A 26424-nucleotide genomic window follows, 5' to 3' on the forward strand; every position below is an offset into this window, starting at 1 on the left:
CCCCATCGGTTGCGATCCTCGCCCGGCGCGGTGGCCGGGCGCAGCTAGCATTAACGGATCTGGCCGACGCTGCGGGGACGGGTTGCGATCCTCGCCCGGCGCGGTGGCCGGGCGCAGCCTGAGGCGGGCCACCTCGGCGTCCATGTCCGGTCCGTTGCGATCCTCGCCCGGCGCGGTGGCCGGGCGCAGCCAGGACCACAGAGGTACCGGCGCACCGGCCGTCCCGGGTTGCGATCCTCGCCCGGCGCGGTGGCCGGGCGCAGCTCTGCAACGCCGAGGCCCCGGCCCACATCACCCGGGTTGCGATCCTCGCCCGGCGCGGTGGCCGGGCGCAGCTGCGGGGTTTTTTGATGCCCACGCAGGGCGAAAGGGGTTGCGATCCTCGCCCGGCGCGGTGGCCGGGCGCAGCCCCTCACCACCGCCCGAACCGCCACCGGCCAGGCCGTTGCGATCCTCGCCCGGCGCGGTGGCCGGGCGCAGCCCCACCAACCGGGGCGGGCTGTGCCAGAAGGGCTGGGGGTTGCGATCCTCGCCCGGCGCGGTGGCCGGGCGCAGCGCGGCGGACCTGCCAGTACCCCGACGTCGACCGCTCGTTGCGATCCTCGCCCGGCGCGGTGGCCGGGCGCAGCGCGGACAAGCTGGACGGCGTCGATGCGCTGCCCGGGTTGCGATCCTCGCCCGGCGCGGTGGCCGGGCGCAGCGGCACCGACTCGGGACGGTAGGCCCGGACGCCCTGGTTGCGATCCTCGCCCGGCGCGGTGGCCGGGCGCAGCCGCCGAGCACCGCCTGGTCGAGCGCATCAGCAGCCGTGTTGCGATCCTCGCCCGGCGCGGTGGCCGGGCGCAGCTTGCTCTCGCCCGGGCGGACGCGGCCCTGTACCGGGCGTTGCGATCCTCGCCCGGCGCGGTGGCCGGGCGCAGCCGGATCTTCGGCGGCGACCCGGTCGAGCGCGTCGGCGTTGCGATCCTCGCCCGGCGCGGTGGCCGGGCGCAGCTGGTTGTGCGTGAAGCACAGACGTGGTTCGCCAACGGGTTGCGATCCTCGCCCGGCGCGGTGGCCGGGCGCAGCCCCTACGCGACCAAGTTCCTTCGGGAGCAGGGCGAGTTGCGATCCTCGCCCGGCGCGGTGGCCGGGCGCAGCTGATGACCTGGGTGTGGTAGCCGCACACCTCGCGGCGTTGCGATCCTCGCCCGGCGCGGTGGCCGGGCGCAGCGCGTCCACGCCGTGGCCCTGCCCGGTGCGAACAACTGGTTGCGATCCTCGCCCGGCGCGGTGGCCGGGCGCAGCCCTACTGGCCATGCTGGTACCGGCTCCGCGCCGACAGGGTTGCGATCCTCGCCCGGCGCGGTGGCCGGGCGCAGCCCGGCAAGGCGATCATGGTCGAGTCGTCGACCAAGGTGTTGCGATCCTCGCCCGGCGCGGTGGCCGGGCGCAGCACTGCTCCGCCCCCACAACCGACCTAGCACAGGAGTTGCGATCCTCGCCCGGCGCGGTGGCCGGGCGCAGCTGTCCTCGGCGGTCAGTGCCACGCCCGGGACCTGGCCGTTGCGATCCTCGCCCGGCGCGGTGGCCGGGCGCAGCTCGCCCCACCTGGAGCCCTGACAACGACGAGCAGCGGTTGCGATCCTCGCCCGGCGCGGTGGCCGGGCGCAGCCCGGGTCACCCTCGACGTCGACAACGGCGCGACCCAGTTGCGATCCTCGCCCGGCGCGGTGGCCGGGCGCAGCACTGCACATACACGGCGATGGACTCCAGGGCCACTGCGTTGCGATCCTCGCCCGGCGCGGTGGCCGGGCGCAGCTTCACCATGCAGTTCCCTTACGGCCCGGAGATCGAGCAGTTGCGATCCTCGCCCGGCGTGGTGGCCGGGCGCAGCCGGCGTCGGCGAGGCCCTCCAGGCGGAGCACCTCCTGTTGCGATCCTCGCCCGGCGCGGTGGCCGGGCGCAGCCCTGTGCGTGCTGTGACCACTGAGCGAGAGAGCGAGACGTTGCGATCCTCGCCCGGCGCGGTGGCCGGGCGCAGCCTGGTCAATCAGGGACTGGTCAGCAGCCACACAGAGTTGCGATCCTCGCCCGGCGCGGTGGCCGGGCGCAGCCCGACCCAGACGGGTCGAGTCGGCCGATCTCGTCCATGTTGCGATCCTCGCCCGGCGCGGTGGCCGGGCGCAGCAGCTCCAGCTCTCCCCCGCTGCCCGGGATCGGATCGCCGTTGCGATCCTCGCCCGGCGCGGTGGCCGGGCGCAGCCTGCGCCGTCGGGTTCTTCGTGGTCCCCTACGCCACGTTGCGATCCTCGCCCGGCGCGGTGGCCGGGCGCAGCATGACCTGGACAGAGCCGAACGGCAGGCCCGGCATCATGTTGCGATCCTCGCCCGGCGCGGTGGCCGGGCGCAGCCACCGGCCTGCTGTCCACCACCCAAGCCGCCCGCCTCGTTGCGATCCTCGCCCGGCGCGGTGGCCGGGCGCAGCTGCGTCGGCGAAGGCGCTGCGGGATCAGGCGCAGAAGTTGCGATCCTCGCCCGGCGCGGTGGCCGGGCGCAGCCTCGTGGCCCGGCTGGGTGGCCGGCGAGGCGCGGTGTTGCGATCCTCGCCCGGCGCGGTGGCCGGGCGCAGCCAGGGATACCGAGTGCCTCCGCGCCGCCGTATGCCCCGTTGCGATCCTCGCCCGGCGCGGTGGCCGGGCGCAGCCTGTCCATCTTCGCCGACCGCCGCCGGCAGAAAGGCGTTGCGATCCTCGCCCGGCGCGGTGGCCGGGCGCAGCTCAGACATTCTCCACAGGAAGAAATGTTTACTCTCCGTGTTGCGATCCTCGCCCGGCGCGGTGGCCGGGCGCAGCTGCTACACGTCGCGCACCTCATCGCCACCTACCAAGGTTGCGATCCTCGCCCGGCGCGGTGGCCGGGCGCAGCGGTTCACGAGGAGCAAATATAGCGATCAGACGATCCCTTATCGACTTGCTCGCTGTCCATTTTATTCCTCTGATCCGGGTATTTGACCTCGGAACCCTCCGGGTTTTTCGTGTCCACTGGGGGTTCCTAGATCACTAGGGCTCCGCGTGGGTCGATGGGTCGTGGTTTGCCGAGGTGTTCGACGTCGTCGAGGGCGTGGGCTGGTAGGTGGTAGATGCGGATGCTGTCCTGGGTGGGGTCGATGGCGTCTTGGAGGGCGGCGACGAAGCGGAGTTTGTCGGTGTCGCGGCAGACTACTTCGAAGACCGATTTTTGTACGCGGTGTCCGTATGCCTCGCAGATCTTGGCGACCTTGCGGAGTCGGCGTTGCCCCTGTGGGGTGACCGTCTCGACGTCGTAGGTGACGAGTAGGTCCATGTTCAGTTCACCGTCCACGGCTGGTAGGCGACCGTGTCTCCGCGGAGGTGGCGGGCGAGTAGTCGGGCTTGCACGAGAGGGAGCAGTGCGGCAGGCACCTGGCGGTTGAGTTGCGCGTGGGGCCACTCACGTTGTCGGCTCTGTTGCCAGGCGGCCAGTACGGTCTTTCGCCCGTTGTCGGTGAGTCGGTACGCCTGGTTTGGTAGTTCTTCGAAGTCGGTGGGGGTCAGCTCTCGTCTGTTGAGCATGGTGAGCGCGAGGCGGTCGGCCAGGAGGGGCCGGAACTCTTCCATCAGGTCGAGGGCGAGGGCGGGTTTGCCGGGTCGGACGGCGTGGAGGAAGCCGATGTAGGGGTCGAGTCCGACCTGTTCGAGTGCGCCGTGGACGGCGACGCGCAGCATGCCGTATAGAAAGGAGAGCAGGCAGTTCAGGGGGTCGGTGGGTGGTCGTTTGTTGCGGCCGGATGCCTTCCAGTCGGTGTTGTCGCCGAGGAGGTGGGGCATGGCGGCGAAGTAGTCGCGGGCGGCGATGCCTTCGACGCCGAGGATTTCGTTGTTGCTGGCGGTGGTGGTGAGGAGTTCGAGTCGTCGGGCGAGGAGTTCGGCGGTGGCGCGTAGTGCGGTTTGTCGGTGGCCGCTGGTGTCGCGGGCGGTGCGGAGCAGGACTTGTCGTGCGTTGTGGATTTTGCCGGCGACGATGGCGACGGCTATGGGGAGTTGGCGTTCCGGTGCGTCGGCGGCGCGGTGTTGGGCTTGGCGTAGCAGTGGGTTGCCGTGAGTGGGGCCGACCAGGCTGGCGCGGAATCGTCCGCTGCCGGTGAGCCAGCTGACGGAGCGGCCGTCGTCGGCGCAGCGCAGGAGCAGGTCGTCGGTGGGGGTGACGCCGCTGAACAGAACCAGGTGGTCGAGTCGGACGAGGGGTAGCAGGTGACGTCCGGGTTGGTCGGGGTGGTGGATCCGGACGGTGTCGCCGTCGAGGCGCAGGCTGGTGCCGGGGGTTTGGACGTAGAGGGTGTTGAGGAGTTCAGTCACGCCACTGTCCCAATGGTCGTGGGGTCAACAGGTCGGGTGGGGTCTGCCGCTGGCCGTCGGTCAGTTCGGGGAGGCAGTCCTCGCGTAGCGAGCATCGCCGGCAGCGGGCGTCGTTGCGGGCTGTCGGCAGCGTCGGGGTGTGCAGCAGTCGACGGACGGCTGCGGTGGCGGCGATAACCCGTTCGAGCAGGTCATGGTCGATGGGTATGGGATGTCGGCGGCGTTCGGCGACGGAGTAGATGTATCCGGTGGGCACGTCGAATCCGGCTTCGATGAGGCAGAGGGCCTGTCCGCCGAGTTGCAGTTCGGCGGGGCCGCCGGTTTTGTAGCGTCCGACCTTGTACTCGACGGGTGTCGCGGTGTTCTTCTCGAACTCGACGACGTCGCAGATGCCGCGTAGGCCGTGGGTGTGGCTCCATACCGGCAGTGACCTGATGGTGGTGAGGCCCCGGCGTCGGTGGATGCCGGGTAGGTCGACGGTGGTGTGGCTGAGGTCGCCGCGTACCGTCTCGACGTTTTCCGTCCAGACGCCCTCGACGTGGATCAGGGCGGTCTGCCGGTGGCAGTAGGCGTAATGCTCCAGCGCGGACAGCGGCACCTCCCGCAGGTCGGTGCCGCTGTCCGTGGGATGGTCGTGGGTCACGGCCAGAGGTCGACCAGTTTGGTCAGCTCGATTCCGCCGGGGAGCCCGGCCTCGTCGATGCTGCGGGTGTAGTCGGTGTGGGCGCGCGGTGCCTTGTCGTCGTTGGTCCGCTTGACGGTGATCCGCTGGGTGAGGGCAGCCGACGGGGCGGCTCCGAAGGCGTCGGGGTGGCTGAACACGTACAGCCCGCAGAGCTTCATCTCACCGCGGCTGGCGGCCCGGTCGTGGTCGAACATGACGGTGACGGCCTGCCACAGGGCGGCGAGGTCGTCGCTGGTGACACCGGTCTTCGCGGCGCGGGGTGCGGAGTAGAACAAATGGGCGCGGTAGAGGCCGTAGGGGACGGTCCACTTGGACCCGATCTCAGTGCGCTCACCTTTGTCGATGTCGTCCTGGCGGGTCTGGGTGACCCGGGTGATGGTGTGGTCGGTGGGCACGATCGCGTCGATGCTGCGGGCGAAGGTGAGCTGGAGCGGGCCGCGGACCTGACCGGCGCCGCCGCTCTTGCCGGTGCTGAGCACCGCGCCGAACATCCGGATGTCGAAGTAGTGCGCGCAGAGCCACTGCTGGGCTGCCGTGCTCTCTGCCGGGGTGGGCTTGTTGCTGATCTTGGGTGGGTTGGCGGTGAAGGCGCCGTCGATCCGGGTGTTCAGGGCGTGGCCGGCTTCGACGAAGATGCCGTAGCGCGGGTCGTCTCCGCGCAGCAGCGACACGGTGTCGCGGATCTTGCGTTTGATCGCCACGTCGGTGACCAGGCCCTGTCCGCTCTCGTCGTCGGTGCGGGGCTGGTTGCCGGCGTCCGGGTCGCCGTTGGGGTTACCGTCGCTGACGTCGAACAGCAGGACGGCGTCGTGGCGGCGGGTCGGGTCGAGGTGCGCGGCGCTCATGCGTCGTCTCCTTCGTCGTCGGCGGTCGGTGCCACGTCGTCGGGCTCCGGGGGAAGGTCGGTCTTCTTCTTGTTCGCGGCTGCGGCGAGTCGTTCGGTCCGCATCTCGGCCCGCTGCTGGTGGTAGCCGAGGATGAACTGGGCCTTGTCCGTCAGCACGGCGGCGCCGGGGATCACGTCGAGCTGGACGAACAGGTCGTCGAGCCGTCGTTCGTAGGCGTCCGACCAGCCGGGCCTGCGCAGCGGGCCGCGGAGGCGTTTGAGCCACGCCTGTACGTTGCGGCGGCCGGAGACGATGACGACCTGCGGGTTGTCGATGGCGCGGCCGAAGTAGCGTTCGGCGAAGGTGGTGTTCAGCTGTTGGTCGGCGACCCGGAACACGGTGCGTTGCAGGTCGTCCATGACCGCGAAGATGCGGCCGGCCACGTAGGCCGGCTGCTTGTGGGCGACGTTCAAGGTCGGCGTCAGCCTCTCTCGTTCATGCTCGGGCAGGGTCGGGTAACGGCGCAGGGCGAGCCGGATCAACGCCGCACGGGCGGGGTCGAGCCGGCCGTCGATCCGGATGCGATTGATGACGTGGTTGAGCAGCTTCGGCGGTAGCGGTCGCCTGAGTAGCGCGGCGCTGAGCAGCCGGTGGAACAGGTCAGGTGGCCGGTGTTCCCCGGACGCGCCGAACTTCGTCCAGGTCCCGGGGCCTCCGTTGCGTCCGGCCTCGAACCGACCCGCCACCCGGGCTAGTTGGGAGACCCTGATGGTGGCCACCTCACCAGTCCAGGCGTCCACGATCCGGTGGTCGTCGAACCAGGCCCGGATGTCATCCTTGACCCGGGAGATCGGCTGCTCGACCCAGTCCCGCACGACGACACGGGCGACGTTGCCACCCACCGTCACCGAGCAGTACCGGGACACCTCGTCCAGAGAGGCTTCCGCGCCGCCCGCCGGTCCGGCGACCAGTTTCTGGATGTGGCTGGGGTCCAACTGCTCGACGGCCGCCCATGGGTCGAAGGTCGACCCGCCCAGCACCCACCAGGCGAGCCGGGCGTTCTGCCCGGACAGGCTTGTGCTGTGACGCGGGTCGGACAGCAGCGCTGTCAGCGCGGTCATGATCTTCAGGCCGCAGTCGGCGCAGATCGGGGTGTGGGTCAGGAACTTCTGCAACTCGTAGCCGTGCGTGGCCTCGTTCATGCTGACCAGCGACGCGCTCTGGGTGGCCCCGGGCACCCACCGCCGAGGAATCTGCTGCGGCATCGTGTGGAGCAGCGGCTGCACCCGCCCGCAGACCAGACACAACCCGGTGCGTCCGGAGCCCTTCCGGTCACCGGCCACCCCGGCCCAGAAACGCTGCGCTCCGACAGCCTTCGCCGCGTAGACCCCGTCAACCCAGAAGCCGACCAGGTCTCCCCTGTTCCAGTCAGCCGGCGGTAGAACCTTGTCGGCGTGCCCGTCGCGGTAGAAGGCGGCAATGGCCGGAGCAGGCCCGTCTGATTCGGCTACCGCCCACTCGGCGATCAGGGCGCGGAACGCCGTGTGCTGCTTGGCCACCCGTTCCGGTTTGGCTCCTTCCGACAGCCAACCGAAGACGTACTCCCCCGTGTCGACCGCGAGCGCGGGCGAGATCCCGACGGTCCGGGTCACCGCCGGCACCAGCCGGGACTTGCCGAATCGGGCATTCGGGTCGTCCGTGTTCGCCGTATCGACCAGACCACCCTGGGGTACGCCGTTGGCGTCGATGTCCAGGCTCCAGCGCACCGGCTTGCGGGAGTAGAACGGCGGGATGACGTCCGTGCTGGTGTCGGCGAACTCCACCAACCGCTGCAACAGCACTAGCCCACCGGACCTTCCACCGGAAGCGTCAACTCGATCCCCCGCTCCGGCACGGCCAACACCCCGGCCGCCACCCGAGCGGCGAACCACTCCATCCGCGGCTGAGCAGACTGCCCGTCGCGGTGGATGGAGTGCAGCATGATGCCGATCTCCTCGTTCACATCCGCCCTCGGCGTGTCATCAGGCCAGCCGAACTCCGCGCTGAACTCGCGCGTGCCCAGGTAGGGCTGCTGGAAGCAGGCCCCTTTCCGGACCCGCCGACGCAGCTGATCCCGGTACGCTGCGACCGGCTTGTCCGCGTGCGCCGCCACCTCGACGTGAGCATGGATGCGGTACGCCACATCCCGCAGGCACACCGCATTGCGTTGATCCCGATGCGCCGCGGTGTCGACCCGCCGGGTGCCCTTGAGCGCCTCTGCCAACGGTGCGACATCCGAGGTCTCGTTCCGGCGGATCGAGAACTGTCGCACCGGCTTGAGCACCTCGATAGCCACCACCCGGTACCGCATCTCCGGCTTCCAGAAGATCGATTCGAGCACCCCCACCGCAGCGGACGGCGTCATCACCGGATAACTGACCCGCTCCACCTTCAACTCCGGCCGCGAAAACAACGCCGCCTCACCACTGACCTGCACCACCACCGGAAGATCACCCTCCGGACTACGCCGCAGAGTCACCCCATTGACCACTTCCGTCGTCACCACACAATCCCTCCCACGACAGCCCTCATCGAACACACGAACGAAGAAAGACCACACCACGAAACAAGAGGCCTCCTCGCACACCACGTGCGACGATCCCCGACCAGTACGACAGAAACGACTGCACCACGCCGATTCGCTCCACGGAGGACTGACAAGAATCTGACTCGATCGACTCCGGAGGAGCGGGACTTCGTCCGACGAGGACCCGAAAGCCTAAGTCAGACGAAGCCATGCCCTCTGAGAGCCCACCCAAGGTTGCGATTCTCAGCACCTAAGCGCTGCAGGTCACCCGCTTCGCTGGCGACTAGGAGAGGCTACCAAACTTCCTTGGGTGTAGACCGCAGCCCTGCTCTGCGGTATGAATGTCTCGGCTGGGCGGGCACCGTCTGTCCAAACACGACGGTCCGCTGCGCGAACAGCGGACCGCCCAGCTCCCCGCCATCAGGAAGGCCAAAGGGAACAAGATGACAGTAAGGCAACGCCGCGCCCACAGGCCACCCGACGAGGGCCAGGAGCACAGGACTCCCTCCCCGCTCCCTCTGCGCTGGGTGGTCATCATGGCCCTGAGCGCGGCAATCGGCATCATGGTCGGCACCACCGAGAGCCTGCCCGCCGGCATGGTCGCCAGCTTGATCACAGCTGGAGGGCTGCACAAGATCATGGATTGATTGGGTCACCAGGTGAGCGCGTGGCGCGCTCACCTGGTGACCTAGCCACCGTCAGACGACGAACTGCTCCAGGTTCGGGTCGAGGTTGATCCCCGTGGCGGGGTCGTACTCGCCGATCCACTCGACCAGCGCGCCTCGCCGTACCTCGGTGCCGAGAATCGGTCGCAGTAGCGCCATGACGCCGGGTTGGCGTAGAGCGCTGGGGTGGAGGTTCGTCGTGTAGGCCTGTAAACGACGTAGCTTCGCCAGATCTGGAACCGGTGCGTGACGTAGATCGACGATGGCCTCCTCCAGTTCAAGGCGCAGCTCGGGGCTTTCTGCGCCCTGTGGGGTCACCACATTGACAGCGTCGTCGTCGATCATCCTGAACGCCAGCTTCCGATCCCGCCGCCCGGTGCTCGCGTCCATCGGCCCGTCCGCCACGGTCTCAAACTCCCATCGTTGCCGGGCGCACTGGATGCGTTTCCCGACGTGCTGGCCGTCGGCGAGATTGAGCATGTCGTACACGTTGCGGTAGTAGCGTCCCAGCGCCGCCACGTCGTCCGGGTCTGCCTTGTCCGGTCCGAACTGACGGCCGGTACAGCCGACCAATGTCTTGTACGAGGGTGGTTGGCCGCCGTCTTGCGGTGCGAAGACGACCACCCGACCGCCGTCGGCCATCCGGCCCTCACGGTTGGCTCGACCGGCCGCCTGCAACAGGGAGTCAGCCGGTGCCATCGCCCGGAACACCACCGGGAAGCTGACGTCTACGCCAGCCTCGATGAGTTGCGTGGCTACCAACAGGACCCGCTCGTGCTCGTCGAGTCGCGCGCGCACCTCATTCAGCACCCGCCGTCGATGATCCGGGCACATCCGGGTCGACAGGTGCCAGACCGTTCCTTCCTGAGCAGCGTCGTTCCACCGCTCGAACACCGCCTTCGCGTCCGCCGTTGTGTTCACCACCACCAACGCCGACCGTTCTGCCGCCGCCTGGTCGGCGATATCCGCCAGCGTCGGCTGCGGGTCGAGTTGCCACTCGTATCGCACCCTGCGCAGCTCACTGACCAGTCTCGGGGTGTCGTGGATCAGATCGGTGCACGGGACGTCCTTGAACTCCTCCAACGCCCAGAAGCTCGGCTGCGTCGCCGAGGACAGCAGCACGGTCGCCCCGAAGTGCCGCACGAGCAGGCGAAGACCATCGAGGATCGGCACGAGCATGGCATGCGGTAGCGCCTGCACCTCGTCCAACACGATCACCGAGTTGGCCAGGCGATGCACCCGACGCATCGCCGACGGCTTACGCGCGTACAGCGACTCGAATAGCCGGACGAAGGTCGTGACCACGAACGGCGCATCCCAGTTCTCCGCCGCCAGCCGTGCCCACCGGCCGGCGTCCGGATCATCGAAGTCGGCCTGGCTGTGGTGTTCCAGAACAACCGGCTCACCACCCTCTTCGTCCAACAGCCGGCGGTACACGGCGGCGTTCTGCTCGGTGATGGTGAGGAACGGGACCGCCACAATCACCCGGCGCAGCCCGTGCTTCTCCGCATGCCGCAGTGCGAACGCCCCACTCGCCAGCGTCTTACCGGCACCGGTCGGCGCACCAAGGCGGAACACCCCCGGCTCGCGCTCAGCCGCCGCCAGACAATCCGCGTAGATCTGCTCCCGCAAGGCCGCGATCGGCGAGCCACCACGTCCGGCGATCTCCGCCCGACGTCGATGCTCGAATCTCTGGTAAAGATGACTGAAGTCGGCATCCGCAGACACCCGAGGACCGGCCAGCCCCTGAAAATGGGCGGAAGTGTCCAAACTGTCTGCATCCACCAACGCGCTGTAGCACAGGCGTAGCGCCATTTCCCCCACCAGTAGATCACCACGCCAGTCCGCCGGCACCAGAGAACCCAGCTCCTGCGGCAGATCGGGTAGCAACACGGGCAACTCGCGCTCAGCGGACGCCACGTCCCCGGACCCGTCAGCCAGCCTCTTCCGCAATGCCTGAGGAAGCCCCGGAGTATCGACAAGCCCACCATGATGGCCGAAAATCGCCCCAGCAAACGGCCCAAGACCACGCTCCTGCGCAACCCTGGTCCCCAACGACTTGTGATCAATACCCACCGCTCCCCCGGTGGACCCGACCACAGCGAGCTTGTCCTGCCACGCACAGGACGCCTTCCCCACGTCATGCAGCGCACCCAGCCAGTACGCCACCTCACCCCCACCAAACGGTGCAGCGAACCGTCGCGCCAACACCGCAGTGCCACGAAGATGATCTGCAAGCGAGTGCCACCGACCAGAACCGGTAGCAGGACTATGCGCCCGCAGGGAACTCACACCAGACATACACAACCCCCAAGAATCACCGTCACAGATCCCCTGAGCCATCTGGCTACCGACCACAGAGCATCAACCCTGTCGGCGGCCACCACCGACTCCTTTCGCGCCCAGACGGTCACCACAGCAAAAGTGTGTCGACCTGGCCCTCGATATCGAGAACCTTCCTGAGCCCGTAGAGCAGCTCGTACCCAGCAGCACTGGTAGGTACGGAAGGCCGCGAACCTCGCCCAGTCCGTCGACTAGGCGCAGCTTGATGGCCAGGGCCACTGCCCGGACGTTGTCCGCGTTGCGATCCTCGCCTGGTCCGCAGACCGGGCGCAGCGACAGCTCGTTGTAACGGTAGCCGCCGGTGGCGGGGTTGCGATCCTCGCCCGGTCCGCAGACCGGGCGCAGCATGCCCCGGACCTGCGGCACGGTGACCTGTCGGGTGTTGCGATCCTCGCCGGTCCGCAGACCGGGCGCAGCCCGGCAACCGTGGAGGGTGCCATGTCAACCACCGCCGAGTTGCGATCCTCGCCCGGTCCGCAGACCAGGCGCAGCCCAGCACCAGCGGCAAAGCCTGCGGCGGTACCTCGTTGCGATCCTCGCCCGGTCCGCAGACCGGGCGCAGCATCACCGCGCCGACGACGAACAGGGCAGAGCCCGAGAGGTTGCGATCCTCGCCCGGTCCGCAGACCGGGCGCAGCCTCGGCGACGCGCTCCCGGTCGTCCTGGTCGCCCGGCGCGTTGCGATCCTCGCCCGGTCCGCAGACCGGGCGCAGCCACCGGCCAAGGCTGTGACCCGTCGCATCGCATCACGCAGTTGCGATCCTCGCCCGGTCCGCAGACCGGGCGCAGCGTGGCAGCGCCCTTCGGTGGCACCCCGGGGCGGGGGTTGCGATCCTCGCCCGGTCCGCAGACCGGGCGCAGCCTTGACGTCGCCGAGTGAGTAGCCCATGGCTACCGGTTGCGATCCTCGCCCGGTCCGCAGACCGGGCGCAGCCACCATCGCGCTGATGGTCCTGGGCAGCTCGTACACGTTGCGATCCTCGCCCGGTCCGCAGACCGGGCGCAGCCACGTCGAGCACAAGGCGACCATCGATGCCCTGATGGTTGCGATCCTCGCCCGGTCCGCAGACCGGGCGCAGCGACGATGCTGACCAGCCGTCCTGAGCGCTCCGGGTCGTTGCGATCCTCGCCCGGTCCGCAGACCGGGCGCAGCGTCAGGACGTCGCCCGGGTGACCACGCCGGAGGTAGGGTTGCGATCCTCGCCCGGTCCGCAGACCGGGCGCAGCCACACGCTGGTGCCTGTCGGTGCTGGGTCAGGTGGAGTTGCGATCCTCGCCCGGTCCGCAGACCGGGCGCAGCGCTTCCGGATCGCGGTCAGCGACGGGCGCTGCTTGCCGGTTGCGATCCTCGCCCGGTCCGCAGACCGGGCGCAGCCTGCCGGGCCACCTCGACGCCGTTGCTGTTTGGACCGAAGTTGCGATCCTCGCCCGGTCCGCAGACCGGGCGCAGCCCGCTCCGGGTCGGCCGGGAACCCGTCGACCACCGTGTTGCGATCCTCGCCCGGTCCGCAGACCGGGCGCAGCGAGCACCTGGCCGCCGACGCTGAGGTGCTCGCCATCGTTGCGATCCTCGCCCGGTCCGCAGACCGGGCGCAGCCGGCCTTGGTGGTGCTGCGGGTCGGCGTCACCAAGATGTTGCGATCCTCGCCCGGTCCGCAGACCGGGCGCAGCACGGACGTCTGTCAGGTAGGTGACTGGCCGTCACGCCGTTGCGATCCTCGCCCGGTCCGCAGACCGGGCGCAGCAGGAGCGCACCCGGCTCACCGTTGAGCAGGCTCAGGTTGCGATCCTCGCCCGGTCCGCAGACCGGGCGCAGCATCCTGCGGGACTCGACCGGTTCCCGCGCGCAGGGGGTTGCGATCCTCGCCCGGTCCGCAGACCGGGCGCAGCAGGTGTCCAACGAGCTGCACGTCCGGGGCACCGTCGTTGCGATCCTCGCCCGGTCCGCAGACCGGGCGCAGCCGGCGGAGCCACCATCATCAACACGCTGCCTTTCCGGGGTTGCGATCCTCGCCCGGTCCGCAGACCGGGCGCAGCTGGTGACCGGCGCGTTCGTGCCGTCGTGCTGCACCGAGTTGCGATCCTCGCCCGGTCCGCAGACCGGGCGCAGCTACTCGCGCACCCGCGTATCCGACGATCGGATCGTCCGGTTGCGATCCTCGCCCGGTCCGCAGACCGGGCGCAGCTCAAGCTGGAGCGCATCATGACCCCTGACGAGTACCTGTTGCGATCCTCGCCCGGTCCGCAGACCGGGCGCAGCCTGGAGCGTCCGGCACTGGTGGTCAACGTCGCAGCTCAGTTGCGATCCTCGCCCGGTCCGCAGACCGGGCGCAGCCCCGCAAGACCCCCACGAGCCGCGCCACCACCGCCGCGTTGCGATCCTCGCCCGGTCCGCAGACCGGGCGCAGCTCAAGCTGGAGCGCATCATGACCCCTGACGAGTACCTGTTGCGATCCTCGCCCGGTCCGCAGACCGGGCGCAGCCTGGAGCGTCCGGCACTGGTGGTCAACGTCGCAGCTCAGTTGCGATCCTCGCCCGGTCCGCAGACCGGGCGCAGCCCCGCAAGACCCCCACGAGCCGCGCCACCACCGCCGCGTTGCGATCCTCGCCCGGTCCGCAGACCGGGCGCAGCACCGTCTCGCCCGACCGTTCCCGCCGGACTTCGGCCGGGTTGCGATCCTCGCCCGGTCCGCAGTGTCGACGACGCGCTGAGACTGACCCTCTAGCGGCGGATTGGGACTGACCCCTCCGAGGCTGGAGGGGTGATCGCATTGGAAGACTGGGCTGAGATCCGTCGGTTGCATCGGGCTGAGGGTGTTCCGATCAAGGAGATCGCGCGTCGGTTGGGTGTGGCGCGTAACACGGTCCGTTCAGCGCTTCGGGCACAGGCGCCGCCGTCGCGTGAGCGTGGCCCTCGTGGTTCGTTGGTGGACGACGTCGAGCCGCAGATCCGGGCATTGCTCGCGGAGTTCCCGCGGATGCCTGCGACGGTGATCGCTGAGCGGATCGGGTGGACGAAGTCGCTGACGATCCTGAAAGACCGGGTCCGGGAGCTGCGCCCGTTGTTCGTTCCACCGGACCCGACCGACCGAGTGGAGTACGACCCGGGCGAGGTCGCCCAGTGCGACCTGTGGTTCCCACCCCAGCCGATCCCGGTTGGCGGCGGGGCTGAGCGGATCCTGCCGGTGCTCGCGATGACCTGCGGGTACTCGCGAGTCACGGACGCGGTCATGATCCCCAGTCGGAAGGCCGGAGACATCCTGGCGGGGATGTGGGAGATCGTGGCCGGGTGGGGCGCCTGTCCACGGACCTTGGTCTGGGACCGGGAGGCCGCGATCGGCGGCACCGGGAAGCTCACGACGGAGGCGGCGTCGTTCGCCGGGACGATCGGGGTGCGCATTCGCCTGGCCCCGCGCAGGGATCCGGAGTTCAAGGGGTTGGTCGAGCGGCGCAACGGGTTCTTCGAGACCTCATTCCTGCCTGGGCGCGTGTTCACCTCGCCGTTCGACTTCAACGTCCAGATCAGCGACTGGCTCGTGCAGCGCGCGAACACGCGCGTCCTGCGGGCGATCGGCTCGATGACGCCCACGGCCAGGTGGGCGGCGGACCGGGCCGCGATGGTGGCTCTGCCGCCGGTGGCGCCGGCGATCGGGCTCACGCATCGGGTGCGGCTGGGGCGGGACTACTACGTGCGTATCGACGGCAACGACTACTCCGTGGACCCTCGGTGCATCGGCAGGTTCGTCGACGTGCTCGCCACCCCCTCCCGGATGGTCGCCTCGTGCGCCGGGCAGGTCGTGGCTGATCACGACCGCGACTGGGGTCACGCCCGCACGATCACCGATCCCGAGCATCAGGCCACCGCCCGGCTGCTGCGCCAGGACTTGGCCGCCCGCCGGCGGCAGGCCTCGACTCGTTTGCACGCCGATGGACACGTCGTGGCGATCCGGGCCTTGCCGGACTACGACGCCCTGTTCGGTGTGGACTTCGACCCCCGCCCCAACCTTGAGGCGGTCCAGGAAAGCGCAGCCGGAGGAACGTAGATGACCACGACAACGAAGAGCAGACCGACACCGGACGGGCTGGGATCCAAGCTCGCCTACCTCACCAGAGTCCTCAAGACGCCCACCATCGGGCGGACCTGGGAGACCTTGGCCGACCAGGCCAGACAGGCGAACTGGTCGCACGAGGAGTACCTCGCCGCCGTGTTGGAACGGCAAGTCGCCGACCGCGAGTCTGCCGGCACGACGATGCGGATCCGCACTGCGCACTTCCCAGCGATCAAGACCCTGGAAGACTTCAACCTCGACCACCTGCCGAGCCTCCGCAAGGACGTCCTCGCGCACCTGGCCACGGCGACGTTCATCCCGAAGGCGGAGAACGTGATCCTGCTCGGCCCGCCCGGCCTGGGCAAGACCCACCTGGCGATCGGGCTCGGGATCAAGGCCACCCAGTCCGGCTACTCGGTCCTGTTCGACACCGCGACGAACTGGATCGACCGCCTCGCCCGCGCCCACCACCGCGGCGCCCTGGAAGCCGAGCTGAAGAAGATCCGCCGCTACAAGCTCATCATCGTCGACGAAGTCGGCTACATCCCCTTCGACACCGACGCAGCGAACCTGTTCTTCCAACTCGTCGCATCTCGCTACGAGACCGGCTCCATCCTCGTCACCTCGAACCTGCCCTTCGGGCGGTGGGGCGAGGTCTTCGGCGACGAAGTCGTCGCCGCCGCGATGATCGACCGCCTCGTGCACCACGCCGAAGTCCTCACCCTCGCAGGCGAGTCCTACCGCACCAGAGCCCGCCGAGAACTCCTCGCGAAGGACCGCGACAAGTAACACGAAACGACCACCGGGGGGTCAATCCCAATCCGTCGTTAGGGGGTCAGTTCCAGTCCGTCGTTGACACGCAGACCGGGCGCAGCCGAAGAGCGGCTCGTTGCCATCCATGTCGGACCTGCCGTTGCGATCCTCGCCCGGTCCGCAGACCGGGCGCAGCCCCGCAAGACCCCCACGAGCCGCGCCACCACCGCCGCGTTGCGATCCTCGCCCGGTCCGCAGACCGGGCGCAGCACCGTCTCGCCCGACCGTTCCCGCCGGACTTCGGCCGGGTTGCGATCCTCGCCCGGTCCGCAGACCGGGCGCAGCCGAAGAGCGGCTCGTTGCCATCCATGTCGGACCTGCCGTTGCGATCCTCGCCCGGTCCGCAGACCGGGCGCAGCTGGGGATGTTTGCCCAGGTCAAGAGGGTGCACCCCGTTGCGATCCTCGCCCGGTCCGCAGACCGGGCGCAGCACCCGATCCCTGACGGCGGCGCTGGCCGCCGTCCCTGTTGCGATCCTCGCCCGGTCCGCAGACCGGGCGCAGCCCCCGCCAGTCGGGCAAGACCACGCTCATCCTGTCGGTGTTGCGATCCTCGCCCGGTCCGCAGACCGGGCGCAGCACAAGCTGACGGCGGTCTACGACACCAGCACCCCGGAGTTGCGATCCTCGCCCGGTCCGCAGACCGGGCGCAGCCGTAGACGCCGCCGATCGCGCTGCGGTTGGCGGTGATGTTGCGATCCTCGCCCGGTCCGCAGACCGGGCGCAGCGCGTTGACCGCAGCCACAGCCTCCGAGGTCGTCGCATAGTTGCGATCCTCGCCCGGTCCGCAGACCGGGCGCAGCCCCGGTAGTCGGCTTCGAGGCGTTCGCTGCTAGCCCAGTTGCGATCCTCGCCCGGTCCGCAGACCGGGCGCAGCGTGAATGCCTTGTCCTGCTCGGCCTTCGACAGCGAGTCGTTGCGATCCTCGCCCGGTCCGCAGACCGGGCGCAGCGGCTCTATCCCCATCGGCAAGATCACCGAGATCGGGGTTGCGATCCTCGCCCGGTCCGCAGACCGGGCGCAGCGACTGCGTCCAGTACCCGGCGTGCCGCGGTGAGCAGTTGCGATCCTCGCCCGGTCCGCAGACCGGGCGCAGCCCTCGTCGCCCGGGTGGAGGCGGTGCGGCTGCAAGCGTTGCGATCCTCGCCCGGTCCGCAGACCGGGCGCAGCGCCCCGCCCTCCCGGAGGAGAGCGGGGCCGTTGACGTGTTGCGATCCTCGCCCGGTCCGCAGACCGGGCGCAGCTCGGTTGCTGGCCCCCGCGATGGAGGCCATCGCGCAGTTGCGATCCTCGCCCGGTCCGCAGACCGGGCGCAGCGCCAAGCCGCGTCAGGGCAGCGTCTACGTCAACGCAGAGTTGCGATCCTCGCCCGGTCCGCAGACCGGGCGCAGCGCGCTTGCTGCCCCGGTGGAGATCCCCTCGAACGTGGTTGCGATCCTCGCCCGGTCCGCAGACCGGGCGCAGCCCTGCCCGACCCCTACCGACCCGACGCCACCACCGACGTTGCGATCCTCGCCCGGTCCGCAGACCGGGCGCAGCACGGTCAGCCTGCCACCTGACACGCCAGCCACGATGGTTGCGATCCTCGCCCGGTCCGCAGACCGGGCGCAGCCAGGTGCTGGCCTACTACCTGTCCGGCTGGGACGGGGTTGCGATCCTCGCCCGGTCCGCAGACCGGGCGCAGCCGGCGTGCGGGCCTGCGGCTTGCGCGGCCATCTGGTGTTGCGATCCTCGCCCGGTCCGCAGACCGGGCGCAGCCCAGCTCGGGGCCGTTCTTCGGCTTGATGATCAGACCGTTGCGATCCTCGCCCGGTCCGCAGACCGGGCGCAGCAGCTCGTGGCCCGGCTGGGTGGCCGGCGAGGCGCGGTGTTGCGATCCTCGCCCGGTCCGCAGACCGGGCGCAGCACTGTGCCCGGTAGTTGAGAGCGGTCCGCCGTCGGGCCGGTTGCGATCCTCGCCCGGTCCGCAGACCGGGCGCAGCAGCTCGTGGCCCGGCTGGGTGGCCGGCGAGGCGCGGTGTTGCGATCCTCGCCCGGTCCGCAGACCGGGCGCAGCACTGTGCCCGGTAGTTGAGAGCGGTCCGCCGTCGGGCCGGTTGCGATCCTCGCCCGGTCCGCAGACCGGGCGCAGCTCCGGGTCGGTGACCACCCCGGTGCCGCTGAAATTTTGTTGCGATCCTCGCCCGGTCCGCAGACCGGGCGCAGCCGCTGATCGTGATGGCGTCCCGGACCAGTTTCGCCAGTGTTGCGATCCTCGCCCGGTCCGCAGACCGGGCGCAGCGCCGATGAGGCCGCAGGGCTTGCCGAGGATTTGAAACGTTGCGATCCTCGCCCGGTCCGCAGACCGGGCGCAGCGGCTCCCCAACAGCAAAAATCGACTCTCGTCAGAGAGCCGCGCAAGCGATGTGGAACCGATATATCCCAATCATTGCCATTTCGCGGTTCGGAACCTCCAGCCTTTCCGTGACCACCGAGGGTTCCTAGATCATTTACTGGTTCACCTTCAGTATGTCAGTGCTGACGCCGCGAGTGGAGTTGATGAACCTGAGGCGTCGGACAGCAGGGCGATGTCTGGCGGCTTCTTGCCTGGCGCCGGCACCAGCCGAACGCCCCCGCGCCAAGCCCCAGGCTCATCGCGGCGATGCAGCGCCTGATCACCGCAGCCGACGGCACGACCGCAAGTCCACTGGCCGTCACCCCGCAATGGCCGAAAAACCACGATCAGGCGGGCGAGGATCTTGGATTGCTCGACCGGCATGGCGCGCTGACCCGCAGCCTACGTGAGGTATTGACCCACCACCTTCTGCTCCTGTTCAACCGGCTCGGCATCTCCGCCGCTGACACCTGGCTGCCCGCGACGGCGGCCGCGACCGTGACCTTCCACCACTCGTTCGACCACATCCGGCTACCAAAACGCCACTAAGATCGACAGTAAGGTCAACCCGGTGAACACTTCCCGCCCGCACCGGGATCATCGAGTGCCGCGACGCTCCGCGAACAGCTCCCTGCATGTACTCGAACACCGAGGCGCCGTTGCTCGCGCGGGCCTACTCGGCGATGTCGGCGATTCGCTGGGTGTGCCCACCACGGCGGGCCCCAGGTCGATCACCGCGCCAACGTGGGCTATCGGGGCGGTGAGGTAGACGTACCAGCGCACCGACTGGCCGGTCACGAAGCGGCGTCGGAACTCGTGGCGCTTCTCGCCGGTCCAGAGCAGGTCGAAGTAGATCGGGTTGAGCGACATCAGCACCGGCTCTCGGACGTCGGCCGAGGGGTCGTCGTCGCCGAAGAGGCTGGGTTGGGCGCTGCCGGTGAACAGGTTCATCGTCACCCCACCCATCGTGCGGCCAGCATGGCCCCAGAGGTAGCCGTCCAGGTCAATCGGTGTGTCGCCAGGCCGAGCGGCGGTGCGCCCACCCGGTGGGGCCTCCTTCCGGCCGCCACCCCGGGTGGGTCGGCAGGCTACGAAGTGGGCAGGCGTTCGTCGTGGTGTGCCGTCGTCACTGTTCTCTGGTGGTGTGGGTGGGGTGGATGCGGAGGGTGCAGCTGATGCGGCGGTGGTCGGATGGCCAGGTGGTGGGGTCGTCGGCTGGGATGTGGACTGTGTAGGTGCCGGGTACGACGGTGGCGGTGTCGAGGAGGGCATCGTTGGCGAGGATGTAGTCGATGTGGAGGCCGTGGGGGCCGTTGGTGGTGGGTGGTAGTGGGGTGGGTGTGTGGGGGTCGAGTTCGGCGAGGTGGTGGTATCCGGCGCTGTTGGTGCGTTGGTTGGTGGTGGTGTCAGGTGCCGATGAGTCGGTCGATGGCGCGGGTGTCGGCGTGCCACTGCCCGTTGTGGTGGTGGGCTTTGTGGTCGCGGGTGCTGGTGGGGATGTGGGTCCAGTCGGGTGTGGGGAGGTGGGGGCCGGAGCTGGTGGAGTTGAGGTCTCCGGCGATGAGGGTGGGGGTGGGGCTGGTGCCGGTGGTGGCGAGGAGCCGGGCGCGGGCGAGGCGCTGTTCCGGATCAGCGTGGGGCCAGTGTTCGGTGTAGATGTGGAGTTGGTAGGTGGGGTCGGCGCGGAGGCTGAAGCGGGTGAGGTTGCGTTTGTCGGGGAATTCGGGTTCTTCGGCGGCGTCGAGGCGCAGGACACGCGGGTCGTAGATGACGGCGGTGGGGAGTGCTCCGGTGTGGAGTTCGCCGACGTAGGGGCGGCCGGTGATGTCGGCGAGGTGTGTCATGGCGGTGTGCAGGGGTCGTCTGCCGCGGGTGTTCCAGAATTTCGCTTCGCAGAGCATGAGGAGGTCGGGGTGGGGTCCGTTGAGGAAGGCGTGGGCGAGGGGGGTGAAGGTGTAGGTGCCGTCGGGTTGGAGTCCGCCGGCTTCGTAGTTGAACAGGGACAGGTTCAGCTCGACGGTCATCGGCTGCTCCGGGTGTTTCGGGCGGTGGCTGGTGTGGTCACGGGTGTGGTTGTTGGTTCTTCGTGCGTGCCCAGGGGAAGCCGAGGGCGTCGAGGGCGTCGATGCGGTCGGGTGGGACGAGGTTGCGTTGGCGTTGGTTACGCAGGTTGTGGGCGACGCTGCCGAGGTTGATGTCGCCTTCGCGGTGGTGTCGGGGTATGCGGAGGTGTCCTTCGCGGTGGCGGTAGGTGGTGAATGCGGTGAGGTGTCGTTGCCAGCGGGCGTCGAAGACGCGCCAGGTGATGCCGCATTCTTCGAGGGCGAGGATCTGGTGGGGGGTGAGTTCGCCGCGGCGGTAGCGGCCTCGGCAGTTGTGGATGAAAGTACCGATGTCGATCTTGCCTTCGCGGTGGTAGCGGGGGACGTCGAGGTGGCCTTCGCGGTGGCGGTAGGCGCGGACGGCGGCGAGGCCTGCGGTCCAGTTTTCGGTGGGTGGGGTGGGTGGTCGGCCGGTGGTGGCGTGGTCGAGGATGCGGATGGTGACGTCGCGCAGGAGGGTGTCGGTGAGGTAGCCGTCGGGCATGCGCAGCAGGACACGTTCGGGCAGTTGGGGTTGCCGGGCGCCGGTGGTGCGGTGGTGGTGGCGGCGGGTATCGAGGTCGGCGGCGAGGGTGTCGTCGTGGGCGCGCATCGCCCACAGCACCTGCAGGGCGGCCATCCACTCGTCGTCGGCGTCAGGTAGGCGGGTGGGGTCGTCGGGCAGGAGGAGGGGGACCAGGATGGTGGCGATGCCGCTGCCTCGGGGGTTGCGGCGGAGGGCGCGTCCGACGGTTTGGACGACCTGGACGGTGGAGCGCATGGGTCGGGTGAGGACGACGGCGTCGACGGCGGGGACGTCGATGCCTTCGGTGAGGGCGCGGGCGGAGGAGATGACGGTCCATCCCCCGTCGGGGGGTTCGGCGAGGTGGTCGAGGTGGATCTGTCGTTGGCGTAGGTTCTGCTGGCCGTCGACGTGGCCGGTGGTGAGCCGGCCCTTCGGCTGTTGTGCGGCGGGGAGGCGGGCTGCTGTCTGGCCCAGGGTGCGGGCGAATTCTCGGCTGTCGGCGACGCGGGGGGTGAAGACGAGGACCCGGCGTAGTGCGAACTCGGTGGCGGCGCGCAGCAGGGCGGTCTGGACGACGGCGGTGCGCAGTGGGGCTTCGCCGATGGCGGTGATCCGGTCGTCGTCGGTGTCTTGGAGGACGCGGAGGGCGTCGTGGGTTCCGACGCCGACGACGACGATGCGGAAGTCGTCGAGCCAGCCGTCGGTGATGGCCTGGCCGAACGGGTACCGGTGCCAGACGGGTCCGAACACGGCCGGGTCGTCCATCGACAGCGCCTCGGACGACTGTCCCGGGCGGTAGCGGGCGGTGATGATGCGGGGTGTCGCGGTCAGGTTCACCCGCACCCTCGCCGGCAGCCGGGCGTCGTCATGGACACGGGCGAACGCCTTCCCCGCGTGGCCGGCGGTACGGTGTGCCTCGTCGATGATCAGCAGGTCGGCGGTCACCCCGGCGGCCAGGAGCGCGGCACCGACACGGTCGGCAGAGGAGTTGGTGACCGCGAGCAGCCGCATCCGCCCGGGCGGGGCACGGTGCAGCCAGGCGGTGACCTCGTCGGTGTCGGCCAGCACCGGGCAGGTCATCGGATCGGAGTGACCGGCGACCTCAGCGACGGAGGCGTCACTGCACACCGCCGCCGTGTGCGCCCCGAGGGGCCGCCACACCCGCAGGGTTTGACCGATCAGCGCCAGCGACGGACACACGATCACCACCACGCCTCGTGGGCAGCACCGCACCGCCGCATGCGCAGCGATCAACGTCTTCCCGGTCCCGCAGGCGGCGATCACCTGTCCCCTACCCTCACGGGCGGCACCCTCAACGATCGCCTCGACCGCCTCCCGCTGATACCCCCGCAGGGGCGGCAGCGGAATCGTCAGCGGGGGCCTCCGGTCGTAGGAGGGGACGTCGGGTTGTTGTCCGTCCGTCTTCCTGCCGCGTACGGCCGTGTCCGGAACGGTCATGCCCGCACCACCGGGTAGGAAGGACTCACTGCTGCTCCTGGGCTGCTGTCGTCGTGGGTGGTGTGGTGGTGCCACAGCCGGTCGAGGTGTTCGGCCATGCGCGCGGTCGCGGGGTGTCCGGGATGGTGGCGGCGGTGCCGGCCGATGGTGTCGGTGAGCAGGGTCCGGGCGGCGTGGTGGTGGCCGAGGTCGTGCAGGACCAGGGCGGTGGTGGCGCGGACGGCGAGGGTGGGGTGCGCGTCGGGTCCGGCGGTGGCGGCCAGGTGCTCGGCGAGTTCACGCAGCAGGTGGTACGCGCGCTGGTGATGGCCCACCCGGCGGTGGGCGGTGGCGAGGGTATGCGCGGCGGCCAGCGTCAGCGGATCCGTCGGGCCGTGCAGGCAGGTGAAGCTGCGGTGGGCGTACTCGGCCCAGCCGACCGCCGCCTGGCCGTGCAACAGCGGAGCCAGCAGATGCGCGGCATCGGCATGAAACACCTCGGTGGCGGTGCCGGCGGGGTCGATGCCGGCGAGGATGTTCCGCAACATGGTGCGGGTGCGCTGCGGATCACTACCGGTGAGCCTGCGAGCGAGGTGCAGGTGCCCCGGCGGGACACGTCGAGGCGGCCGGCCGGTGGGCCAGGTGATCCGCAGATCCCCGGGGTCGCTGCCGGCGACGATCCGGGTGATCAACCGGTGGGCATGACCGGCAGCGGCACTCGCCCCCTTCGGATCGGTGACCGCAGGCACCAGGTGCGCGGCATGCCGCAACACCACCCCACCGACAGTCTGCGCGACAGCCGTCGCGTTCAGCACCGGCCGCCGACACGGCGGTGGACAGTCGTAGACAAGCCCCGCGCAGGTGAACACCGCCGACATCGACTGCCGACAGAACCGGCAATGCAGCAGCCCGTCAGGAAGCAGGACCGGGACGTCGGTGGCCGGGACAGCGGGTGCTGCGGCGGCATGGGCGCGGGCTTTGGTCACCCACGACTGCAGGAGCCGGCGGTCGAGGCGGAGCTCCCGGGCAACGGTGCTGATCGGGCCGCGTTGCCCGGTCGCGCGGACGGCGTCGACCTGGCGTACAGCGGCGGCAATGAGATCGGGGGTGTAGGTACGGGCCATCTGGAAGGTCGGTCCTCGGCAAGACAGGTGGGCAGGGGAAACACCGAACGGCCCGGCCACAGCGGCACCAGGCCCGGCGGGTGGTCAGGGCGTGGGCGTGGTGGCGGGCGCGGTGATACGGGGTACGAGGTCGGCGGCGGCGTCGATGACGTCCTGCTGGTGGGGTTGCAGAGGCTCGCTGGTGTAGGCGGCGACGATCGTGGCGTAAGGGTCGGTGATGCGGGTGGTGGTGCCGGTGAGTTCTTCGAGGACGGCGAGGACGCAGTAGGGGGTGTAGAAGGGGCTGTAGCCGCCTTCGTGGGCGGCGATGAGTCGGCCGTGGCAGAGCCGGTCGGCGGCGTCGACGAGCAGGCGGGTCATCTGGCGGTAGGTGGCGGTGGTGAGCATCTGTCGGGCCATGGGGTCGAAGACGTTGGCGTCGACGCCGTTGGCGAGCAGGATCAGGTCGGGGCCGAAGCGGTCGAGGGCGGGGATGACGACCTGGTGCATGGTCTGGAGGTAGGCGGCGTGGCCGCTACCAGGAGGTAGGGGCACGTTGAGGGCGTGTCCGGCACCCTGGGCGGTGCCGTTTTCGTGGGTCCATCCGGAGTCGGGTGGGAAGCAGTTGGCCTGGTGCAGGGAGATGGTCAGGACGGTGGGGTCGGCGTAGAAGATGGTTTGGGTGCCGTTGCCGTGGTGGGCGTCCCAGTCGACGATCGCGATACGGGCCAGCCCGTGGACGGTTCGGGCGTGGCGGGCGGCGATGGCGAGGTTGTTGAACAGGCAGAAGCCCATGCCGGTGTCGGCGGTGGCGTGGTGTCCGGGCGGGCGGGTCAGGGCGTACCCGGTGGTGATGTCACCGTCGGCGACGGCGGTGACGAGAGCGAGCAGGCCACCGGCGGCGAGACGGGCGATGTCGTAGCTGCCGTGCCCGACCGGCGAGAAGCCGTCCCCCGCGTCGCCTCCCCCGCGCAGGTCGCTCTGCGCGCGAATGTGCTGCACGTGCGCGGGGGTGTGCACCCGGAGCAGTTCCGTCATGGTGGCCCGTCGGGGTTCGACGACGAGGAGTTCGGCCAGGAGCCCGGAGAGGTGGATCAGTTCATGGGTACGGCGTTTCGCCTCCGGGTTCTCGATGTGCACGGCAGGTTGCACACCGGCGGTCGGGTCGGCGGGGAGCACGCCGGCGCTGGTGCCGGTGTCGTGCCACAGGTACTCGGGGTGGAAGACGTAGCCGGTGGCCACAGTGATCGCCTCCGCAAGGGATCGGTCGAGGGGTTCGGGCAGCGACGGGCAGGTGCGCCGGGACGCGCAAAGCCGGGGCTCGGAAGGTCAGGGCTCCGAAAGTCGGGACGCGGGAGCCGGGATGCGGGGAAGCCGGGACGGCGGGACGGCAGGGTGGTAGGCAGCGGGTCAGGGCGTACCGATGCCGGCGGCGGGTGCAGGTGCTCGGCGGGGGCGGGGAATCGGCCTCGGTAGGTGGGGGTCACCTGGGTCGGGATCGCCGGCCGGCGTGGTGGTGTCGGTGAGGTCGGTGACGAAGGCGTCGATCTGGCCTTGGGTGACGCCGGGCATGCAGATGAGGTGGCTGATGTCCGCATCGGTGGCGAGGAGCCATTTCGCCCGTACCGGGGCGGGTGGGGTGGCCAGGACGACGGTGAAGGCGTGGGGGTGTCGCCAGGCGGGCCAGCCGGCGGCGGTCAACTGGTCGACGGTGTAGGTGGCGAGGCGGCGGGCTTCGCTGACCCGCCACCGGTGCCCCTCCCGCCCATGCGTGGCGATGGCGTGCCACAGCAGGGCGGCGGCCAGCCCGCAGCGCGACCCGGTGATGGTGGAGTCGAGCGTCGCGGTGTAGGCGACGGGGGCGGCCTGGCGGCGGAGGCTGTCGCGGATGAGGACCACCCCGCACGGCGTCGGCACCCCGAGGAACTTGTGCCCGGACACCGCGATGCTGCCAACACCGCTGTCGTCGTCCAGACGCAGCCGCCCGTCGAGGGCCAGGGGAATCCCGGACAGGGCGGCATCCACGTGCACGTGCCGGCCCGGCACCTGGTGTTCGTTGAGGATGGTGTGGATGCGGGTGGTGTCGTCGACGGCTTCGGTCATGGTGGTGCCGGCGGTGGCCACGACGATCGCCGGCCACCGCCGGTGCCGGCGCACCCGGACGGCGAGATGCGCGTAGTCCATCTCCCCGTCGACACCCGCCTCGACGGCCACCCCGCGGGCGCCGAGCATGTCGATGATCTTCGGAATCGAGTAGTGGGCGGCGGTCGAGTAGTAGATCCGGGCTGTGGGCAGGCGGCGGCGGGCGGTGTGTAGGGCGGACAGGTTGCCTTCGGTGCCGCCGGTGGTGACGTACCCCCACCGGTCGTCGGCGGGCATGGCCAGGGTGTCGGCGAGCCAGGCGATCACGGCTTGTTCGAGGACCCGGGTGTGGGCGGTGCCGCCGACATCGGTCGGGTCACCGATGTTGTTCCACAACCGGTGGCCGAGCCGGGCCATCACCTCCCGGTGGTCGAGGTCGACCGCGCCGGGGAAACCGACGCTCGTCGGCGCGGCCGTGTCCGCCTGCGCGACCAGGTGGTCCATGACCGCAGTGACATC

At 69.8% G+C, this 26424-nt stretch carries 16 protein-coding genes and 3 CRISPR repeat arrays (1 of these 19 only partly in view); of the genes, 3 read left to right on the plus strand and 13 right to left on the minus strand.

Annotated elements, in window-relative coordinates:
• A CRISPR array of direct repeats spans window positions 1–2907; the repeat unit is 37 nt; unit sequence GTTGCGATCCTCGCCCGGCGCGGTGGCCGGGCGCAGC; it begins 1186 nt to the left of the window's first position.
• A gap of 126 nt (window positions 2908–3033) precedes the next feature.
• The 7 genes from cas2 to cas3 all read right to left on the minus strand — a co-directional run bounded on the left by cas2 (window position 3034) and on the right by cas3 (window position 11441).
• Complete coding sequence (gene cas2 / locus O7612_RS19180; RefSeq protein ID WP_348774309.1) at window positions 3034–3324, minus strand: CRISPR-associated endonuclease Cas2; 291 nt, start codon at window positions 3322–3324, stop codon at window positions 3034–3036.
• Between the two features lie 2 nt (window positions 3325–3326).
• A complete protein-coding gene (gene cas1c, locus O7612_RS19185) occupies window positions 3327–4355 on the minus strand; it encodes a type I-C CRISPR-associated endonuclease Cas1c (RefSeq protein WP_282266182.1) in 1029 nt (342 codons plus the stop codon).
• Window positions 4348–4998 carry a CRISPR-associated protein Cas4 gene (gene cas4, locus O7612_RS19190; protein WP_282266184.1) on the minus strand — a complete coding sequence of 217 codons (651 nt, stop codon included), beginning with the start codon at window positions 4996–4998 and terminating at the stop codon, window positions 4348–4350. The genes cas1c and cas4 overlap by 8 nt, the downstream gene beginning before the upstream one ends.
• Window positions 4995–5885: a type I-C CRISPR-associated protein Cas7/Csd2 gene (gene cas7c / locus O7612_RS19195; protein WP_282266186.1), complete on the minus strand. Its 891-nt coding sequence runs from the start codon at window positions 5883–5885 to the stop codon at window positions 4995–4997. Before cas7c ends, cas4 begins: the two co-directional genes overlap by 4 nt.
• Complete coding sequence (gene cas8c / locus O7612_RS19200; RefSeq protein ID WP_282266189.1) at window positions 5882–7708, minus strand: type I-C CRISPR-associated protein Cas8c/Csd1; 1827 nt, start codon at window positions 7706–7708, stop codon at window positions 5882–5884. Before cas8c ends, cas7c begins: the two co-directional genes overlap by 4 nt.
• Window positions 7708–8397, minus strand: coding sequence for a type I-C CRISPR-associated protein Cas5c (cas5c, locus tag O7612_RS19205; protein ID WP_282273954.1), 690 nt, complete (start codon window positions 8395–8397; stop codon window positions 7708–7710). The genes cas8c and cas5c overlap by 1 nt, the downstream gene beginning before the upstream one ends.
• 734 nt (window positions 8398–9131) lie before the next feature.
• Window positions 9132–11441, minus strand: a complete 2310-nt coding sequence (gene cas3, locus O7612_RS19210; RefSeq protein ID WP_348774240.1) for a CRISPR-associated helicase Cas3' — start codon at window positions 11439–11441, stop codon at window positions 9132–9134.
• 165 nt (window positions 11442–11606) lie between these two features.
• Window positions 11607–14148: direct repeats of the CRISPR family, unit length 37 nt; unit sequence GTTGCGATCCTCGCCCGGTCCGCAGACCGGGCGCAGC.
• A gap of 55 nt (window positions 14149–14203) precedes the next feature.
• On the opposite strand from cas3, the gene istA reads away from it, so the two are divergent.
• The 3 genes from istA to O7612_RS19225 all read left to right on the plus strand — a co-directional run bounded on the left by istA (window position 14204) and on the right by O7612_RS19225 (window position 19225).
• A complete protein-coding gene (gene istA / locus O7612_RS19215) occupies window positions 14204–15484 on the plus strand; it encodes an IS21 family transposase (protein WP_282266195.1) in 1281 nt (426 codons plus the stop codon).
• Window positions 15485–16279: an IS21-like element helper ATPase IstB gene (gene istB, locus O7612_RS19220; RefSeq protein ID WP_208567359.1), complete on the plus strand. Its 795-nt coding sequence runs from the start codon at window positions 15485–15487 to the stop codon at window positions 16277–16279. It abuts the gene before it with no gap.
• A 49-nt stretch (window positions 16280–16328) separates the two neighbouring features.
• Window positions 16329–18657: direct repeats of the CRISPR family, unit length 37 nt; unit sequence GTTGCGATCCTCGCCCGGTCCGCAGACCGGGCGCAGC.
• A gap of 286 nt (window positions 18658–18943) precedes the next feature.
• On the plus strand, window positions 18944–19225 hold the full coding sequence (locus tag O7612_RS19225) for a hypothetical protein (RefSeq protein ID WP_231932598.1): 282 nt from the start codon (window positions 18944–18946) through the stop codon (window positions 19223–19225).
• 48 nt (window positions 19226–19273) lie between these two features.
• Here O7612_RS19225 and O7612_RS19230 read toward each other — a convergent pair whose 3' ends face one another.
• From O7612_RS19230 to O7612_RS19255, 6 genes are all read right to left on the minus strand, one after another.
• Entirely contained in the window at window positions 19274–19633 is a 360-nt protein-coding gene (locus O7612_RS19230) for a hypothetical protein (protein WP_282266207.1), read from the minus strand.
• 449 nt (window positions 19634–20082) lie between these two features.
• Entirely contained in the window at window positions 20083–20700 is a 618-nt protein-coding gene (locus tag O7612_RS19235) for a hypothetical protein (protein ID WP_282266209.1), read from the minus strand.
• Between the two features lie 37 nt (window positions 20701–20737).
• Window positions 20738–22741, minus strand: a complete 2004-nt coding sequence (locus O7612_RS19240; RefSeq protein ID WP_282266211.1) for a DEAD/DEAH box helicase — start codon at window positions 22739–22741, stop codon at window positions 20738–20740.
• On the minus strand, window positions 22738–23496 hold the full coding sequence (locus tag O7612_RS19245) for a hypothetical protein (RefSeq protein WP_282266214.1): 759 nt from the start codon (window positions 23494–23496) through the stop codon (window positions 22738–22740). Before O7612_RS19245 ends, O7612_RS19240 begins: the two co-directional genes overlap by 4 nt.
• Before the next feature lie 432 nt (window positions 23497–23928).
• Window positions 23929–25065, minus strand: coding sequence for a class II histone deacetylase (locus tag O7612_RS19250; protein ID WP_067315902.1), 1137 nt, complete (start codon window positions 25063–25065; stop codon window positions 23929–23931).
• A gap of 168 nt (window positions 25066–25233) precedes the next feature.
• Window positions 25234–26409 (minus strand): histidine decarboxylase, encoded by a 1176-nt coding sequence (locus O7612_RS19255; RefSeq protein WP_282266219.1) that lies wholly within the window; start codon window positions 26407–26409, stop codon window positions 25234–25236.
• Between the last annotated feature and the right edge of the window lie 15 nt (window positions 26410–26424).

The sequence above is a fragment of the Micromonospora sp. WMMD987 genome, assembly GCF_029581435.1.
Classification (GTDB): domain Bacteria; phylum Actinomycetota; class Actinomycetes; order Mycobacteriales; family Micromonosporaceae; genus Micromonospora; species Micromonospora rifamycinica.

Excerpts from the sequence above, each read along its gene's own strand:
- O7612_RS19235 (WP_282266209.1), bottom strand. The coding sequence starts at position 20,700 with ATGACCGTCGAGCTGAACCTGTCCCTGTTCAACTACGAAGCCGGCGGA.
- cas7c (WP_282266186.1), bottom strand. The coding sequence starts at position 5,885 with ATGAGCGCCGCGCACCTCGACCCGACCCGCCGCCACGACGCCGTCCTG.
- O7612_RS19240 (WP_282266211.1), bottom strand. The coding sequence starts at position 22,741 with ATGACCGTTCCGGACACGGCCGTACGCGGCAGGAAGACGGACGGACAA.
- istB (WP_208567359.1), top strand. The coding sequence starts at position 15,485 with ATGACCACGACAACGAAGAGCAGACCGACACCGGACGGGCTGGGATCC.
- O7612_RS19225 (WP_231932598.1), top strand. The coding sequence starts at position 18,944 with ATGCAGCGCCTGATCACCGCAGCCGACGGCACGACCGCAAGTCCACTG.
- cas3 (WP_348774240.1), bottom strand. The coding sequence starts at position 11,441 with ATGGCTCAGGGGATCTGTGACGGTGATTCTTGGGGGTTGTGTATGTCT.
- O7612_RS19255 (WP_282266219.1), bottom strand. The coding sequence starts at position 26,409 with ATGGACCACCTGGTCGCGCAGGCGGACACGGCCGCGCCGACGAGCGTC.
- cas2 (WP_348774309.1), bottom strand. The coding sequence starts at position 3,324 with ATGGACCTACTCGTCACCTACGACGTCGAGACGGTCACCCCACAGGGG.